A 16563-nucleotide genomic window follows, 5' to 3' on the forward strand; every position below is an offset into this window, starting at 1 on the left:
CCGCTGTGCATCACACCACTCGGCCTCGGCTGGCCGTGGTGCGGGCACAAAAAAACGCCTGCCGCTTGCGCGACAGGCGTTTCTCGTCTGATGCATGACAGCGTTACGCCACTGTCAGCACTGCTGCGGTGAGGGCCAGCCGGGCTGGCACCTCGTCACGCCTCAGGCGTAGACCGGCAGACGTGCACAGACGGCGGAGACCTTGGCCTGCACCTCGGCTTCGGCAGCGGCGGAATCGCCGGCGACCATCGCATCGAGGATATCGCAGATCCAGCCGGCCAGTTCCAGACACTCCTGCTCCTGGAAGCCACGCGTGGTGACGGCCGGGGTACCGATACGCAGACCGGAGGTGACGAACGGCGATTGCGGGTCACCCGGTACGGCGTTCTTGTTGACGGTGATGTGGGCACGGCCCAGCGCAGCGTCAGCGTCCTTGCCGGTCAGACCCTGCTTGACCAGAGACAGCAGGAACAGGTGGTCTTCGGTGCCGCCGGAGACGACTTCGAAGCCGCGCTCCAGGAACACGGACGCCATCGCCTTGGCGTTCTTGACCACTTGCTTCTGGTAAGTGGTGAAGGCCGGGTCCATCGCTTCCTTGAAGCACACCGCCTTGGCCGCGATGACGTGCATCAGCGGGCCGCCCTGGCCGCCCGGGAAGACAGCGGAGTTCAGCTTCTTCTCGATGTCGGCATTGCCTTCGGCGGACAGGATCAGACCGCCACGCGGACCGCGCAGGGTCTTGTGCGTGGTGGTGGTGACGACGTGGGCGTGGGGCAGCGGGCTCGGGTAGACGCCAGCGGCGACCAGACCGGCCACGTGGGCCATGTCGACCAGCAGGTAGGCACCCACTTCGTCGGCGATCTTGCGGAACTCGGCCCAGTCGATGATCTGGGAGTAGGCGGAGAAGCCGGCGATGATCATCTTCGGCTTGTGCTCACGCGCCAGACGCGCGACTTCGGCGTAGTCGATCAGGCCGTTCTCGCCCAGACCGTACTGCACGGCGTTGTAGTGCTTGCCGGAGAAGTTCGGACGTGCACCGTGAGTCAGGTGACCACCCGCGTCCAGGCTCATGCCCAGAATGGTGTCGCCCGGCGAGACCAGCGCCTGGAAGACGGCACTGTTGGCCTGGGAACCGGCGTGCGGCTGAACGTTGGCGTAGGTAGCACCGAACAGTTCGCAGGCACGATCGATGGCCAGCTGCTCGACCTTGTCGACGAACTCGCAACCGCCGTAGTAACGCTTGCCCGGGTAGCCTTCCGCGTACTTGTTGGTCAGCTGGGAGCCTTGCGCCTGGATGACACGGGGGCTGGCGTAGTTCTCGGAGGCGATCAGCTCGATGTGAGCTTCCTGGCGAACGACTTCGTCGTCCATGGCGCTCAGGAGCGCATCATCAAAACCGGCAATCTGCATGTCACGGGTGAACATCGGGTGTCCTCGCCTGAAGGGTGATGACGACAGCGAATTCCGGCGCGGCCGGCTCGCCATCTGGGGGTAAGATCAGGACCAGCATGATACCTCAGCCAGCGGTCCGATTCACATGAATCAGCATCATTGTTAACGCAAGACGGCCCCATGACCGAGACAACGATCATGAGGCCGCAGGTTGAGATCGTCAGGCGTCATCATCCGGCGCTGCGATGACGAGGCCTGATGGCGCTCACTGCAGGGCGCGCAGCCCCGTCATCGGCGGCTGGCACCTCACTTCTCGTGACAGCCAGAAGCCCAGCCCGCCGATCAGCACGCCACCCGCCAGCGGCAGCAGCACCCACAGCCACGGATGCAGTACCACCGGCAGTCCCAGCCAGCCGGAATAGAGTCCGACCGCCGCACCTTCGGCGAGCATCGCCGCCAGCAGCCCACTGAGCAGACCGAGCAGCACGAACTCAGCGGCCTGCAGGCGGGCCAGCAGCCCCTGACCGGCGCCGAACACCTTGTACAGCGCGCCTTCGTGCTCACGTGCCGGACGACTGGCCACCAGTGCCGCGTAGAGCACGCTGGCCCCCGCCAGCAGCACCAGCCCCAGAATCAGCTCCACCGCGCGCGACACCTGGGCAATCAGCTCCTGCACGCGGGTCAGGATGGCGTCGATATTGATCAACGACACGCTGGGGTAGTCGCGCACCAGCGGCGCCAGCTTGCGCTCGTCCTCGAGATGAAACGCCGTCATGTAGCTGTGGGCGAAGCTCTCGAGCGCACCGGGCGGGAAGATGACGTAGAAGTTGGGCAGGAAGCTGTCCCAGTCGACATGGCGCAGATTGACCACCTGCGCCTTGACGGTCTCGCTGCCGATGGTGAACGACAGGCTGTCACCGATGACCAGCCCCATGCGCTCGGCAAGCTCCTCCTCCATCGACACCGGCACACCCTGCGCGGCGGCAAGGCGCCTGCGCGCCTCGCTGTCTGCATCGGCGAAGTCACTGATCGGCGCCCACTCGCCCGCCGACAGGCGGTTGTGGTCCGGCAGATCACGATGCCAGGTCAGGTTCAGCTCACGCTGCGGGACGCCCTGCTGCTCGCCATCCCCCTCGTCGCTGCGTCCTTCCTGCATGCCGCCTGCCGCCGGCTGATCCGATTGGGCTGCCTGCAGGCGCTGCTGGGTACGTCCCAGCAGGGACTCGCCCTTGAGCGCCGTGATGCGACCACGCACCATCGGGTAGAGCTCGCTCTGGCTGTCGCCGGCCTGTTCATCCACCATCGCGGTCAGCTGCTCGCCGAAGGCCTGCTGCTCTCCGGGCTGGATATTGATCGCGAAGTGATTGGGCGCATCGGTCGGAATCTGCGCCTGCCAGCGGGTGATCAGGTCACCGCGTACCAGCGCGATCAACGCCATCGCCGCGAAGGTCACGGCAAAGGCGACCAGCTGGCCGAGGCTGGCGCCGCGCCGCCTGGCCAGCATGCCGCCGGCGAGGCGAATCGGCCGGCTCCAGCCGCCCTGACCGCGCATGCGTGCCACCACCTTGAGCATCAGCGACAGCAGCAGCTGCCCCACCACCATCAACAGGCCCAGCGCGATGATGCCACCGACCAGCAGGCCGGCCGCCAGCATGAGGTCACCCGAGTAGAGCCACATCAGGGCGCCGAACACCAGACTGGCGATCGCCACCACCACCCACGCCGAGGCAGGCAGCGGGGCCAGTTCACGCCGCAGCACCTTGAGCGCGCTGACCTGACGCAGACGCAGCAGCATCGGGCCGGCGAAGCCGACCAGTACCGCCAGCGCCGTCAGAATTCCCAATGCCAGCGGCAGCGGCCCGGGTGCGGGCAGCTCCAGCGGCAGGAAGCGCTCCAGCAGCGCCACCAGCCCCATCTGCCCCAGCAGGCCCAGCACCGCCCCCCCGGTACTCGCCAGCAGGGCCAGCCAGCCAAGCTGGGCCGCGAACAGCCGTGACAACTGACGCTGAGAGGCACCGAAGCAGCGCCACAGCGCGGCGCTATCCAGATGACGCTCCACATAGCGGCGCGTCGACATCGCCACCGCGACCCCGGCCAGCAGCACCGCCACCAGCCCAGCCAGACTCAGGTACTTGTCGGCACGCTCCAGTGAGCGCCCCAGGCGCGGGCGGTCTTCGCGCACGTCCTTGAGCCGCACCTCGGCGTTGTCGGCACTCGCCAGCAGCGGCGCGATGGCATCACGTGCCTGCTGCACCGCCGCCGGGTCGCCCGCCGCCAGCAGGCGATATTCCATCCGCGAGCCGGGCTGGATCAGACCGGTGGCGTCGAGATCTTCCATATTGAACATCAGGCGCGGACTGAACTCGGAAAAGCCGCCCTGCTGATCAGGCTCACGCGTGATCAGGCCACTGATGGTCAGCTGCTTGCGCCCGACCGTCAGGGTATCGCCGACCTCGGCCGACAGCGCCATGGCCAGGCGCGGCACGATCCACGCCTCGCCCGGCGGCGGAATCTCCGCGCGCGAGCTGGTGCCTGGCGCCTGAGCCTCCTCGCCCGAGGCATCCGACTCCAGTTCCACCCGGCCGGCGAGCGGATAGCCCGGCGACACCGCCTTGAGACTCGAGAGCACGAAGCTGTCGCCGTGCGAGGCCATCGAGACCATGCCCAGCTGCGGCGACATCTCAAGCCCCGCCGCGCGGAAGGCCTCGGCGAAGCGCGGGTCGAGCGGGTTGCTGGACTCCAGTACCAGGTCCCCGCCGAGCAGCTGGCTCGCCTGGCGATTGAGTCCACGGTCGAGACGGTCAAGAAAGAAGCCGATCATGGTGGTCGCGGCGACCGCCAGCATCAGCGCCAGAAAGAGGGCGCGCACATCACTGGCGCGCAGGTCACGCAGCAGGCCACGCAGCGCCAGCGGCAGGCGCGCCCCACGCGGGCGCTGCGCGTTGGCGGAAGATGTCGCCGCGCGGTCAGACACCCGGGACTCAGACATCGTCGCCTCCTTGTGGCGTCGCCACGGCCGGCGCACTCGCCTCATCCTTCCACTCCACCAGCTTGCCGGCCTCGAGATTCAGGCAGCGATCACAACGCCTGGCCAGCGTCAGGTCGTGGGTGACCAGAATCAGCGTGGTGCCCCGCTCGCGGTTGAGGGTGAACAGCAGCTCCGCGATGCGCTCGCCGGTGGCGGTATCCAGATTGCCGGTCGGCTCATCGGCGAACACCAGCCCCGGCCCCGCGACGAAGGCGCGCGCGATGGCCACGCGCTGCTGCTCGCCGCCGGACAGATGACGCGGCAGGTGGTCGAGTCGCTCTCCCAGCCCGACCCGCGTCAGCCAGTCACGCGCCTGCGCCTCGATATCGCCCAGCGGGGCCAGCTCCAGCGGCATCAGCACGTTCTCCAGCGCCGTCAGCGTCGGCAGCAGCTGGAAGTTCTGGAACACGAAGCCGACCTGCCCCGCGCGCAGCGCCGCACGACCATCCTCATCAAGCCCTGCAAGCGAGCTTCCGAACAGGCGAATATCGCCCTCGCTCGGGCTGTCCAGCCCCGCCAGCAGGCCCAGCAGCGTCGACTTGCCGGAACCGCTGGCCCCGATGATGGCGACGCTGTCCCCAGCCTGCACGGCAAGCTCCAGGTCCTCGAGGATGGTCAGGCGCCCTTCGCCACTGGTCACCCGCTGCGCCAGCCCGCTCACTTCCAGCACCGGCGCAGGCGTTGCGCTGGCCTGCGCGTCTGACGAGGTTTGATCCGACGCAGGGGTCACGTCGTTAATGGAGGCGTTATGTGACATCGTGTCTGCTCGCTTATGGTAGAGAACGGGGTGGGCACGAACTCCAGACCCCGAAACGGGTATGAATAGTGTGCAGATGATGGAGATGATGAATGCAGAAATGGCTAGTGAATCGCCGTGACACCCAGTGCCTGGCGAGCGGTGGCAAAGCCCCCGGCACGCCGGGACTCAAGCGACTGCGCAATGCCCTCGCCAGTACGGCACTGAGCCTCGTGGCCGTGCTGACGCCCCAGGTGGCGCTAGCCGATGCGCCGGCCCCCTGGCTGGTGGTCGGTGACTCCATCTCGGCCGGCTACGGCATCGACAGCAGCCAGGGCTGGGTCGCGCTGCTCGACGAGCGCCTCGAGGACAGCCTGGGCAGCTATGCGCCTGAGGTCATCAATGCCAGCATCAGCGGCGACACGACCGAAGGCGGCCTCAATCGTCTGCCGGCCCTGCTCGCGCGACACGACCCTTCACTGGTGATGATCGAACTGGGCGGCAACGACGGCCTGCGTGGCCTGCCACCCGCCCGCATGCAGGCCAATCTGGCCAGCATGATCGAGGCCGTGGAAGACGCCGATGCCCAGCCCGTGCTGCTCGGCATCGAGATTCCGCCCAATTACGGCCCGGCCTACACCGATGCCTTCCGGCAGGTCTACCGGGACTTGGCCGACGAATATTCCGTGCCGCTGGTGCCCTTCATCCTCGAGGGCATCGCCACGGCCCCGGCCAGCGAGAAGCTGATGCAGCAGGACCGCATTCATCCCACCGCCAAGGCGCAACCGCAGCTGCTCGACACCATCTGGCCGACACTCGCGCCACTGGCGCAACACGCGACGTCAGCGGAGTGATCAATATCAGGCGCGGCGCATGTCACGACAGCTTGCATGCGCCTACCTTGCCGCGAGATGACAATCCGCGTCTGCCTGATCAGTGCCTGTCAGGCAGGCCATCTGGGCCATGAGGCCTTGCAGCGCTGACGTCATCAGCCCGAACCGTCGGTCGTCGGGGCCAGGCCCCATCCTCACAGGGAGTACTGCCATGAGTAAATCCAACAACAGGAAGGCGGATGCCGGCAAGGCGCATTCGAAGACCAAGGATGCCAAGAGCAAGGATGCCAAGCGCAAGGACGCCAAGGGCAAGGCCAGCAAGAAGCACGCCACTGGCGATGCCCCGCGCATGACGCTGGGGCCGGTCTCCAGTGACGCCTACCCCTACGACGAGCGCCTCAAGCGCAAGGTCTATGAGGCCGAGAAGCGCGCGCTGCAGATCGAGCTGCTCAAGGTGCAGCATTGGCTGCGTGACAGTGGCGGACGTCTGGCCATCGTGTTCGAGGGGCGTGACGCCGCCGGCAAGGGCGGCACCATCAAGCGCTTCATGGAGTATCTCAATCCGCGTTTCGCGCGCATCGTCGCCCTCGACAAGCCCAACGAGACGGAAAAGGGTCAGTGGTATTTCCAGCGCTATGTCTCGCGCTTTCCCACCAGTGGCGAAATCGTGCTGTTCGATCGCAGCTGGTACAACCGCGCGGGGGTCGAGGCGGTGATGGGCTTTGCCACGCCGGAGGAAGTCGAACGCTTTCTGGTGCAGGTGCCCCAGCAGGAGCGCCTGTGGGTCGAGGATGGCCTGCACCTGGTCAAGCTGTACTTCTCGGTGTCCCGCGAGGAGCAATCGATCCGCTTCGCCAAGCGCGCCGCCGACCCGCTGACCCACTGGAAGCTGTCACCGATGGACGCCGTGGCGCAGAAGAAATGGGATGAGTACACCGATGCCGCCGAGGCGATGTTCGCGCGCACGCACAGCGATCATGCGCCCTGGACGCTGATCCGCTCCGACGACAAGCGCCGGGCCCGTATCGGCGCGCTGCGCCATGTGCTCAGTCAGCTCGACTACCCCGGCAAGGACAAGAAGATGATCGGCACCCCGGACCCGCTGATCGTGGTGGATGCCGATCGCCTCATCCTGCCCGACGACTGACGATCGAGTCGCGGGCTGTGCGCCGACGGCGCGGCTCGCTCAGGTCGATTGTGACAGCTCCGCCGGTGCCTTCTGCAGCTGCTGCAGGCCGAGTCCGGCCAGAATCAGCACCAGCCCCGCCAGCGTCGAGGTCAGAATCGGCTCGCCGACGATGAAGTGCAGAAGCGTCAAGGAGATGGGCGGCGACAGGAAGATCAGATTGGAGACCTTGGCGGTACGCGACACCTTGTGCACCGCCAGCTGCCAGAGCACGAAGGCGATACCCATCTCGCACAGGCCGACATAGATGCCCGCCGTCAGCGCCTGGGGGTTGGCGCTTGCGCCGATGAAGTTGCCGAAGCCCGGCCCGAAGGCCACCAGCAGCGTCAGCACCGGCAAGGCGATGCTGAAGTTCTGCCACTGGGCGACCAGCGGCGCGCGCGGGTCACGCGCATTGAGCAACCAGTAGAGCGCCCACAGCAGGGTCGAGCCCAGCGCCAGCCCGACGCCCAGCGGGTCGGCGAAGGCGACATTGAATATCTCGCCTCGCGTGGCGATGGTCCACACACCGGCGTAGGCGATCAGCCCCGCCGCGACATCGATGCGCGTCAGTCGCTGCGCGAGGATCGGCACGGCGAGAAAGGCCATCGCCAGCGCCCAGGTGTAATTGAGCGCCATCGCCTCCTGGCCCGGCAGCCGCGCGTAGGCGCCGAACAGCACCAGATAGTAGCCGACCGGATTCATCAGTCCGGCCCAGAGTGCCGTACGCCAGCCGCCGCGCCAGCCGGTGGTGAGCGCTTCGCGCAGCTTGCCCTGACGCCACATCAGCACGCCGATCAAGAGCCACGACACCAGTGCCGCCAGCCATACCAGCTCCAGCGGCGACATCTGCTCAAGCGCCAGCTTGAAGGCGGTCGCCACCGTCGACCACAAGGCCACGGCGCCCAGACCGTAGAGCATGGCTTCTCTATCCTGACTCATGGCATCCTTCCTCGCATTTCGGGTATCGCCTTCCTGGCGATGAGTGTCATGGCGATGGCAGCGACAATGCCCACGGCCTGACATTCGAGCATCGCGTGCCCTGCTCGCTGCTGCAAGCCGCGCCACCAAAAAGGAATTTCGTGAATGACTGATGCCACCGATCCGCAAGCCGCGCCGACACCTGCGCCCTCTGCGGGAGATGCCCCGACCACGGCACTGGTCAGCGCCTATCGCCTGGATGGCAAGGGCGGCGCCAGCCTGCTCGATGATGACAGCCTGCGCGAGCAATGGCAGGACCCCGACGCGCTGATCTGGATGCACCTCGATTACACCCGCGGCGACGTCAATGACTATCTGGACGACCTTGCCCAGCTGGATGAGCCGAGCATCGAGGCCCTGACCGAGCTGGACACCCGGCCGCGCGTGGCGCGCTTCGGCGGCGGCATGGTCACCACGCTGCGCGGCATCAACCTCAATCCGGGCGCCGCGCCGGAGGACCTGCTGTCACTGCGCCTGTGGATGAGCCCGACCCGCCTGATCACCCTGCGCCGCCGGCCGTTCCAGTCGATCACTCAGGTGCGTGAGCAACTGGAAGCCGGCCAGGGCGCGGAAAGCATCTCCTGGCTGCTGGCGATGCTCAGCGATGCGCTGGTCGATCGCGTGGCGGAGCTCAGCCATCGCCTCGATGAGCAGCTCGCCATCATCGAGGAAGACCAGCTCAATGATGTCGAGATCGACCCCGATGACATTACCCGCCTGCGGCGCCCCCTGATCACCCTGCGACGCTTCATGGGGCCGCAGCGCGACTGTCTGGCACAACTCTCCCAAGGGCCGTTGTGGATCGATGAACAGGCGCGTCTGGACCTGCGCGAGATCGCCAACCAGCTGTCGCGCTATGTGGAGGATTTTCAGGCCATGCAGGAGCGCGCGCTGATCATCCATGAACAGCGCATGAGCGAGCACAACGAGCAGCTCAACCAGCGCATGTATCTGTTGTCGGTCATCACCGCCGTCTTCCTGCCGCTGGGCTTTCTCACCGGCCTGCTGGGGGTCAACGTCGGCGGCATACCGGGCAGCGACAGCCAGTGGGGCTTCGCTGCCTTCGTCGGCATCACGCTGGGCGTGGTCGCGATGCAGATGTGGCTGCTCAAGCGCAAGAAGTGGTGGTGAACGCGCCCATGGCGTAGCGGAGCTGCTTGCAAGCACTGCTTACAAGCGCTGCTTACGAGCCCTGCTCACGACTGGCGCGGTCGATATGGCCCAGATCGCGCTCAGGGTCGAGCACATCACGCACGCGCTGCTTGAGGTCACGACTGTCGGGGAAGCCGCCGTCGCGCTTGCGCTCCCACAGCACCAGCCACTCCGAATCAGGAGTGGCCTGGCACAGCACCTCGAAATGGCCGCCGTGACTCGGCGCCAAGGCCACCTCACCGAGGTCTTCTCCGAAGGTGGACAGCAGTTCCTGTGCATACCAGGCCGCTCGCAACAGCCAGTTGCAGCCGGTGCAGTAGTGAATCCGGACTTTCAGCGTGGATGCCTGATCCATGGTGGTGCCTACTCCAATCAATGATGTAATGATCACTTCACTGCACTGTCGCGCAATGGTCAACACCAAAAACCTACACACAAACTGTACATAAACTATACTCGGCGCAGTCATTCCTTCAGTTGACGTCGCACTGCGATCGATCCTTCTTCAACCGGCGGCACGGGCGTGATCTGCATCACGACTTCCCGTACATGACGCCGATAGCGGAGCCCTGGCCACATGTCACCCCTGTCTTCCTCTACCGAGGCCTCCTCGCCGTCAGACGCTCAAGACCGCGAGACTGAGCGGGAGTCTGCAGACAAAGCCCACGAGAGGCCGTCGGGCAGCGGTCAGAGTCGCTTCTTCGAGCGCATGACCGGCGATGAAGATTCGCGCATGTGCAAGGACATCTCCGAGGATGCCTGCCACCAGCAACCCGGCAATTTCTGGCGTCACCTGCTGGCCTCGCTGGGCACCAAGCTGGCCGACGAGATGGCCAGTGCGCGGCTGGTGCTGCCGTGGCTATTGGGGTTGATCGGGGCGCCGGTGTGGATGGTGGGGCTGCTGGTGCCGATTCGCGAGGCGGGCGCCCTGCTGCCTCAACTGCTGGTGGCTGGCTTCATTCGCCCACTGCCGCAACGCAAGTGGGTGTGGGTCGCCGGGGCCTCCATCCAGGCCTTGATGGCACTGGGGCTGGTGATGATCAGCCTGCTGGCCGAGGGCAACTTCGCCGCGCGTCACGGGCTTGATGGCACCCTCGCGGGCAGCCTGGTACTGATCCTGTTGATCCTGCTGTCGCTCGGGCGCGGGGTGGCCTCCATCGCCACCAAGGACGTGCTGGGCAAGACCATCGCCAAGAAGCGCCGCGGGCGCCTGATGGGCTGGAGTGGCAGTGTGGCGGGGGCGATGACCCTGCTGGCCGGTGTCGCCTTGATGCTGCTGGGCGAGCAGCCCGGTCAGCAGGTGCTGGCGATACTGATGGCCATCGCGGCGCTGGGCTGGACACTCAATGCCCTGTGCGCCGCCATGATCCGCGAGGACAGCGGTGCCACCAGCGGCGGCGCCAATGCCTGGGAGACAGTGCGTGACGGGGTCATCGAGCTCAAGCATGACGCCGCCTTCCGCAACTTCAATCTGGCACGCGCCCTGCTGCTCTCAAGCGCGCTGGCACTGCCGTATATCGCCTTGCTCGGCCAGCAGCAGAGCGGTGAGAGCCTGGGCGGACTGGGCGTGCTGGTGGTGGTGTCAGGACTGGCCGGCATGCTGGCCAGCCCCATCTGGGGCAGGCTGGCCGACACCTCCAGCCGCCGCGTGATGCGCAACGCAGGGGCCGGCGCCGCCGTCTGCTGCGCCCTGGCCGGCAGCATGGCCTGGTGGCCACAGGCACTGGCCGACAACATCTGGAGCTACGCGCTGGTCTACGGGCTGCTGGTGATCGCCCACGCCGGTATCCGCCTGGGACGCAAGACCTACGTGGTCGATCTCGCCACCTCTGACAACCGCGCCCTCTACGTCGCGCTCTCCAACACCCTGACCGGCGTGCTGATGCTGGTACTGGGGTTGTTGATCGGCGGGCTCGCCCAGTGGCTGGGCAGTGAATGGTTGCTGATGATTCTGGCGGTCGTCGCGGCCTGTGCCGCGCTCTGCGCGCAGCGCCTGCCGGAGGTGGAGGACGACTGAACATCCGGGGCAGGCATGACGGCCCCCCTGTTACTCCCCTTTCTCCCCTTTCTCCCCCTTCTCTATCTGATCGACTCTCACGCTGACAGGGCCTGACAACGATGTCGGGCCCTGTCACATTAGCGGCTGCGATTGCATAAGCCGCGTCTCCCCGCCATAGTGAAACCGATCATGGTGCTGGAATGTCCGGGCACACGGACAGGCATCCTATACCCGTACTCTCGGGCTCGGTCTTCATGGCCGGGTTCTTAAGCCGCAAGGATCAGAGTCAGATGAAAAGACCCCACATGATCAGCCCCGAGCTGCTCGAGAGAGTCGTGAATGCCTCGGACGATGGCATCGTGGTGGCGGAACAGGAAGGCGATGAGAATATCCTGATCTACGTGAATCAGGGCTTCGAGCGCCTCACCGGTTACAGCGCCGACGAGATTCTCTACCGCGATTGCCGCTTCCTGCAGAATGATGACCGCGATCAGCCGCAGCTGGACAACATCCGTGCCGCGCTGCGCGACAAGCGCCCGTGCCGCGAGATACTGCGCAACTATCGCAAGGATGGCAGCCTGTTCTGGAATGAACTTTCCATGACACCGGTCTTCGATGAGCATGACAACCTGCAGTATTTCGTTGGCGTCCAGAAGGATGTCACCGGCCTGATGACCGCCAAGGAAGAGCTGGAACGCCTGCGCGCGGAGCATCCCAGCGAGTCCAACTGAGCACCGGACGCTCAAGGCCGCTGAGTGAAGAACGGTCACTGAAGAGCAGTCACTGAAGAGCAGTCACTGAAGATCAGATGCCGCATGGCACCATCAACGCCCACCCCACCGGTGGGCGTTGTCGTTGTGGGCCTCTCGCCAGTGGCAGTTGGCGAAAGCCCTGACGAGCTGAGCGAAAGGCTTGTCATCCTCGTCAACGGGCGGTATATAGCCAGAGAGCCTTCGGCGCATCGCCGCTGGCGGTGCCCGGTGTCACAGGCCAGTCCAGGCGCTGGATATCGGGCAGGTCGTTCCAAGATCGTGAGGTCCGCCCATGGCCCGTGAACAATTCCTCGATGATATCGATGCCACGGCACTCGCCGAAGACAGCCCCACCGATGTGGACTTCGAGCTGTCGTCCTCCAGCGCACCTGCCAAGCCACAACGCAATGACTCCCGCCAACGCCTTGAAGCCCTGCTCGAGGAGCGCGCCCTGGCTCGCTCCATCCGCGAAGGCTGGGACGATGAAGCCGATGATGATGATCTGATCGACGCCAGCGACTGGGGCGAAGAGGAGTAAGCTCGCCTTCAGCGGCGTGCAGGGGAAGGGATACCAGGGAACGGACAGGCCATGGAAGGGGTCGACGCCAGGACAGGGAATGTCATGCAGTGAGTCGCCGCGCTCGCCTGGCACAGGCTGCCCGGCTGGCCAAGCGTGACGCCGGGCACTATCATCTGCGCGTCATTCCATTCTCCAACCAAATTGGGATTCCATGGCGCAATACGTCTATACCATGAACCGGGTGGGCAAGGTCGTTCCCCCGAAGCGCGAGATTCTCAAGGACATCTCGCTGTCCTTCTTCCCGGGTGCCAAGATCGGTGTGCTCGGTCTCAACGGCTCGGGCAAGTCCTCGCTGCTGCGCATCATGGCCGGCGTCGATCAGGACTACAACGGCGAAGCACGTCCCATGCCGGGTCTGAATGTCGGCTACCTTCCCCAGGAGCCGGAACTGGATGATTCCAAGAACGTGCGCGAGTGCGTGGAAGAATCCCTGGCCCACATCAAGAACGCCCAGACCGAACTTGATGAAGTCTATGCCGCCTACGCCGAGCCGGACGCCGATTTCGACGCCCTCGCCGCGCGTCAGGCCAAGCTGGAAGACCTGATCCAGGCCTCCGACGCCCACAACCTCGAGCGCAAGCTGGAAGTGGCCGCCGAAGCACTGCGCCTGCCGCCGTGGGATGCCAATGTCGGCGTGCTGTCCGGTGGTGAGCGCCGCCGTGTCGCACTGTGCCGTCTGCTGCTCTCGAGCCCGGACATGCTGCTGCTGGACGAGCCGACCAACCACCTGGACGCCGAATCCGTCGCCTGGCTGGAACGCTTCCTGCACGACTACTCCGGCACCGTGGTCGCCATCACCCACGACCGCTACTTCCTCGACAACGTCGCCGGCTGGATTCTCGAGCTGGACCGTGGCCAGGGCATCCCCTTCGAAGGCAACTATTCCTCGTGGCTCGAGCAGAAGGACGCTCGCCTGCAGCAGGAAGCCAAGCAGGAAGCCTCGCGCAACAAGGCCATCCAGCAGGAGCTCGAGTGGGTTCGTCAGAATCCCAAGGGCCGTCAGGCCAAGAGCAAGGCGCGTCTCAACCGCTTCGAGGAAATGCAGTCCGGTGATTTCCAGAAGCGCAACGAGACCAACGAGATCTACATTCCGCCGGGACCGCGCCTGGGCGACAAGGTCATCGAGCTGCACAACGTCACCAAGCGTTTCGACGACAAGCTGCTGTTCGATGATCTGTCCTTCACCATTCCCCAGGGTGCCATCGTCGGTATCGTCGGCGGCAACGGTGCGGGCAAGTCCACGCTGTTCAAGCTGGTGACCGGCAAGGACACCCCGGACAGCGGCGAAGTCGTGCTGGGCGAGACCGTCAAGGTCGCCTACGTCGAGCAGCTGCGTGATGGCCTGGAAGACAATCAGACCGTCTGGGAAGCCGTATCCGGCGGTCAGGACATGCTCAACATCAATGGCCATGAAGTCTCGTCGCGCGCCTATGTCGGCCGCTTCAACTTCAAGGGCACTGACCAGCAGAAGCGTCTGTCTGATCTGTCCGGTGGTGAGCGTGGCCGTCTGCAGCTGGCCCAGACCCTGAAGCAGGCTGCCAACGTGCTGCTGCTGGATGAGCCGTCCAACGACCTGGACATCGAGACCCTGCGTGCACTGGAAGAGGCCCTGCTGGCCTTCCCGGGCTGCGCGATGGTCATCTCGCACGACCGCTGGTTCCTGGATCGCATCGCGACCCACATCCTCGCCTACGAGGGTGACTCCAACGTGGTGTTCTTCGAAGGCAGCTATACCGAGTACGAAGCGGACTATCACGCGCGTGTCGGCAACGATGCACCCAAGCGCATGAAGTACAAGCGTATCGACGCCTGATGAGCTGGCGGGGTCAGCCACGCTGATTGACGCAAGCCGCTAGACGCCCTCACCGGTCATCCGGTGGGGGCGTCTTGCCATCGGGCCCTGCTGTTCGTTCCAGTCTGCCCGTTCCAGCCTGTCCGTTCCAGTTCGTCCGCTCAGTCTGCCCTGTTCGGTTCTGGCCGCTCTGTACGCCCTGTTCCGCCCGCTTTGCTCTGCCCTGTTCTGCTTCTTTCCTCCCCTCCTCGCCCCCTGAACCCTCCTGCCAGCACGTCATGCTGACTTGCAGTGCTCGGCGCGAGCCGTCATAACAGGAGCTTGCCAATCCATCCGTTCGGGAATCGTCTATGAATCGCTGGCTACAGCAACCCCTCATGTGGCTGCGAACCTGGACCACCAGCATCGCCTATCTCCCCAGCATGCTGGCCATGGTCTATACCCTGCTGGGACTGATCTCGGTGATGCCCTCCGGGCTGCCGGACCCTTCCTCGCTGACGAATAGCGACTTTTTCGAAGCACTGACCTTCAAGGAACATGACACCCCGCGCACCTTGCTGGCGGCGCTGGTCGGCGGCCTGATCTCGCTGATGGTCTTCAGTTTCACCATGGTGATGAGCGTGCTCACCCAGGCCGGAGCGCAGTTCTCCCACAAGCTGCTGCTGGGCCTGGTGACAGAGCGTCATCACCAGCTGGTACTCGGCCACTACCTGGGCAGCCTGCTGTTCCTGCTGGTCAACCTGATGGTGCCCAATACGGGCGACTCCCCGACCCTGTGGCGCTCGCTGGCGGTCTATCTGGGCGTGCTGATGATGGTCAATTGCCTGGGGATGTTCGTCTACTTCATCCATCAGGTCTCGCAGTCGGTGCAGATCAATGCCGTCGCACGGCGACTCTCCGGCCGCACCCGCCTCTCGCTGGAGCGCCTGCGTCAGCGCAATCGTGACGATGGCTTCTGCGAGCGCGAGGTCGGCCGTGACGACGACCAGTGCCAGCTGCTGCGGGCACGCCGGCGCGGCTACATCCAGCAGGTCGACTTCTCGGCGCTGCGCCAGCTGGCTATCAAGCATGACATGGTGGTGCATCTGGATTTCGCGCTGGGCGCCTTCATCGTCAGCGGCATGCCCTTGATGCGCATCGAGTGGCCCAACGGCCTGCCAGAGGGCGCGACGGCGGGGGAAGAACTCGATGAAGAACAGCAGGCCGAGTTGATCAAGAACCTGCGTGCCGCGCTTGGCTATCTGGATGGGGAGTCCGTCGAGGACCTGCACGAGCACGGCCTGACCCAGCTGATGGAAGTCGCCATCAAGGCACTGTCACCCGGCATCAATGACCCCGGCACGGCACGGCTGTGCATGCACCAGCTGACGGAGCTGCTCAGCGAGCGCATGTCAGTGCCGCTGTGCAATTGTTGCGTGGATGATCACAAGGCCGTTCGCGTCAGCTGGCAGATGGAGTCCTTCGCAAGCCTCCTCTACCGCTCCATCACGCCGATTCTGCATTATGGCCGTGATGACCTCTCGATCTGTCTGGCCCTGCTGGAGCTGTTGAAGACCCTGTCGCTGATGGGCGCGCAATACGGCCATCTGGTGCTGCTGCAACAGCATGCCGACAAGGTGGTGGAGGCGATTCTCGCCCAGGCCGAATTCGAGGTGGATCGTCGTTTCATCGAACACGGCCTGCAGGCCGGTCACCATCGTCTCAACCTGCCCAGCCCTCAGTGGTAAAAAAGGCCAGCGCCTGAACGAGCAACGCCCGCGACGGTCGATCACCGTCGCGGGCGTTGCTGTCTCTGAGCCGTACTATTTCTGAGCCGTACTGTCTCAACGTCGACTATCCGATCACGTGACGGCTTGCGGCCTGTTGCCGTCAGTCTGACCCGTGGCAAGGAATCAGAGCCTCACGGCTTGCGGCGGCTCTTGAAGAAGGACACCAGGAACAGCACCAGGAAGATCACGAACAGGACCTTGGCGATGGTCGCTGCGGTGCCGGCGATGCCGCCGAAGCCCAGTACGGCGGCAATGACAGCGACGATCAGAAAGATGATGGCGTAGTTGAGCATGTCAATTCCTTATGTCATGTGAGAGTTGTCGCGGCGGGGTCAGCCCCTGACGGATGACGCCTCAGGCGCACTCCAGGGTGCTGAAAGCGGC

Annotated in this window: 14 protein-coding genes; 8 read left to right on the forward strand and 6 right to left on the reverse strand. The window is 64.9% G+C overall.

Features of this window, described 5'->3' with window-relative positions:
* Positions 1-162: 162 nt before the first annotated feature.
* From glyA to HA399_RS12865, 3 genes are all read right to left on the reverse strand, one after another.
* A complete protein-coding gene (gene glyA, locus HA399_RS12855; protein WP_054555546.1) occupies positions 163-1425 on the reverse strand; it encodes a serine hydroxymethyltransferase in 1263 nt (420 codons plus the stop codon).
* Positions 1426-1657: 232 nt separating this feature from the next.
* Positions 1658-4381, reverse strand: coding sequence for an ABC transporter permease (locus tag HA399_RS12860; protein ID WP_404325182.1), 2724 nt, complete (start codon positions 4379-4381; stop codon positions 1658-1660).
* On the reverse strand, positions 4374-5177 hold the full coding sequence (locus HA399_RS12865) for an ABC transporter ATP-binding protein (protein ID WP_404325183.1): 804 nt from the start codon (positions 5175-5177) through the stop codon (positions 4374-4376). The genes HA399_RS12860 and HA399_RS12865 overlap by 8 nt, the downstream gene beginning before the upstream one ends.
* 92 nt (positions 5178-5269) lie before the next feature.
* Here HA399_RS12865 and HA399_RS12870 point away from each other — a divergent pair, with 92 nt between their 5' ends.
* Both HA399_RS12870 and ppk2 read left to right on the forward strand, forming a co-directional pair.
* On the forward strand, positions 5270-6010 hold the full coding sequence (locus HA399_RS12870) for an arylesterase (RefSeq protein ID WP_404325184.1): 741 nt from the start codon (positions 5270-5272) through the stop codon (positions 6008-6010).
* Between the two features lie 190 nt (positions 6011-6200).
* Entirely contained in the window at positions 6201-7136 is a 936-nt protein-coding gene (gene ppk2, locus HA399_RS12875) for a polyphosphate kinase 2 (RefSeq protein ID WP_404325185.1), read from the forward strand.
* 39 nt (positions 7137-7175) lie between these two features.
* On the opposite strand, the gene HA399_RS12880 is transcribed toward ppk2, so the two are convergent.
* Positions 7176-8096, reverse strand: coding sequence for a DMT family transporter (locus HA399_RS12880; RefSeq protein ID WP_043331386.1), 921 nt, complete (start codon positions 8094-8096; stop codon positions 7176-7178).
* Between the two features lie 144 nt (positions 8097-8240).
* On the opposite strand from HA399_RS12880, the gene HA399_RS12885 reads away from it, so the two are divergent.
* Entirely contained in the window at positions 8241-9266 is a 1026-nt protein-coding gene (locus tag HA399_RS12885) for a zinc transporter ZntB (protein WP_404325186.1), read from the forward strand.
* 52 nt (positions 9267-9318) lie between these two features.
* Here the strand turns inward: HA399_RS12885 and HA399_RS12890 are convergent, their stop codons facing one another.
* Positions 9319-9642, reverse strand: a complete 324-nt coding sequence (locus tag HA399_RS12890; RefSeq protein WP_054555551.1) for a SelT/SelW/SelH family protein — start codon at positions 9640-9642, stop codon at positions 9319-9321.
* Between the two features lie 354 nt (positions 9643-9996).
* Here HA399_RS12890 and HA399_RS12895 point away from each other — a divergent pair, with 354 nt between their 5' ends.
* The 5 genes from HA399_RS12895 to HA399_RS12915 all read left to right on the forward strand — a co-directional run bounded on the left by HA399_RS12895 (position 9997) and on the right by HA399_RS12915 (position 16137).
* Positions 9997-11304 (forward strand): MFS transporter, encoded by a 1308-nt coding sequence (locus HA399_RS12895; protein WP_404326985.1) that lies wholly within the window; start codon positions 9997-9999, stop codon positions 11302-11304.
* A gap of 272 nt (positions 11305-11576) precedes the next feature.
* Positions 11577-12017 carry a PAS sensor domain-containing protein gene (locus tag HA399_RS12900; RefSeq protein ID WP_043331389.1) on the forward strand — a complete coding sequence of 147 codons (441 nt, stop codon included), beginning with the start codon at positions 11577-11579 and terminating at the stop codon, positions 12015-12017.
* Positions 12018-12330: 313 nt separating this feature from the next.
* Positions 12331-12576, forward strand: coding sequence for a PA3496 family putative envelope integrity protein (locus HA399_RS12905; RefSeq protein ID WP_054555553.1), 246 nt, complete (start codon positions 12331-12333; stop codon positions 12574-12576).
* Positions 12577-12769: 193 nt separating this feature from the next.
* Positions 12770-14431, forward strand: coding sequence for an energy-dependent translational throttle protein EttA (gene ettA, locus HA399_RS12910; RefSeq protein ID WP_043331392.1), 1662 nt, complete (start codon positions 12770-12772; stop codon positions 14429-14431).
* A 356-nt stretch (positions 14432-14787) separates the two neighbouring features.
* Entirely contained in the window at positions 14788-16137 is a 1350-nt protein-coding gene (locus tag HA399_RS12915) for a DUF2254 domain-containing protein (RefSeq protein ID WP_209443761.1), read from the forward strand.
* A 173-nt stretch (positions 16138-16310) separates the two neighbouring features.
* Here HA399_RS12915 and HA399_RS12920 read toward each other — a convergent pair whose 3' ends face one another.
* Positions 16311-16472 (reverse strand): DUF1328 domain-containing protein, encoded by a 162-nt coding sequence (locus tag HA399_RS12920; RefSeq protein WP_043331394.1) that lies wholly within the window; start codon positions 16470-16472, stop codon positions 16311-16313.
* Positions 16473-16563: the final 91 nt, after the last annotated feature.

Origin of the sequence: Cobetia sp. UIB-001, assembly GCF_044789135.1 — a bacterium.
In the GTDB taxonomy this organism is placed as follows: domain Bacteria; phylum Pseudomonadota; class Gammaproteobacteria; order Pseudomonadales; family Halomonadaceae; genus Cobetia; species Cobetia amphilecti.

What these genes read in the sequence shown, in the direction of transcription:
- glyA (WP_054555546.1), bottom strand. Translation starts at nt 1,425, where the DNA reads ATGTTCACCCGTGACATGCAGATTGCCGGTTTTGATGATGCGCTCCTG.
- HA399_RS12860 (WP_404325182.1), bottom strand. Translation starts at nt 4,381, where the DNA reads ATGTCTGAGTCCCGGGTGTCTGACCGCGCGGCGACATCTTCCGCCAAC.
- HA399_RS12865 (WP_404325183.1), bottom strand. Translation starts at nt 5,177, where the DNA reads ATGTCACATAACGCCTCCATTAACGACGTGACCCCTGCGTCGGATCAA.
- HA399_RS12870 (WP_404325184.1), top strand. Translation starts at nt 5,270, where the DNA reads ATGCAGAAATGGCTAGTGAATCGCCGTGACACCCAGTGCCTGGCGAGC.
- ppk2 (WP_404325185.1), top strand. Translation starts at nt 6,201, where the DNA reads ATGAGTAAATCCAACAACAGGAAGGCGGATGCCGGCAAGGCGCATTCG.
- HA399_RS12880 (WP_043331386.1), bottom strand. Translation starts at nt 8,096, where the DNA reads ATGAGTCAGGATAGAGAAGCCATGCTCTACGGTCTGGGCGCCGTGGCC.
- HA399_RS12885 (WP_404325186.1), top strand. Translation starts at nt 8,241, where the DNA reads ATGACTGATGCCACCGATCCGCAAGCCGCGCCGACACCTGCGCCCTCT.
- HA399_RS12890 (WP_054555551.1), bottom strand. Translation starts at nt 9,642, where the DNA reads ATGGATCAGGCATCCACGCTGAAAGTCCGGATTCACTACTGCACCGGC.
- HA399_RS12895 (WP_404326985.1), top strand. Translation starts at nt 9,997, where the DNA reads ATGACCGGCGATGAAGATTCGCGCATGTGCAAGGACATCTCCGAGGAT.
- HA399_RS12900 (WP_043331389.1), top strand. Translation starts at nt 11,577, where the DNA reads ATGAAAAGACCCCACATGATCAGCCCCGAGCTGCTCGAGAGAGTCGTG.
- HA399_RS12905 (WP_054555553.1), top strand. Translation starts at nt 12,331, where the DNA reads ATGGCCCGTGAACAATTCCTCGATGATATCGATGCCACGGCACTCGCC.
- ettA (WP_043331392.1), top strand. Translation starts at nt 12,770, where the DNA reads ATGGCGCAATACGTCTATACCATGAACCGGGTGGGCAAGGTCGTTCCC.
- HA399_RS12915 (WP_209443761.1), top strand. Translation starts at nt 14,788, where the DNA reads ATGTGGCTGCGAACCTGGACCACCAGCATCGCCTATCTCCCCAGCATG.
- HA399_RS12920 (WP_043331394.1), bottom strand. Translation starts at nt 16,472, where the DNA reads ATGCTCAACTACGCCATCATCTTTCTGATCGTCGCTGTCATTGCCGCC.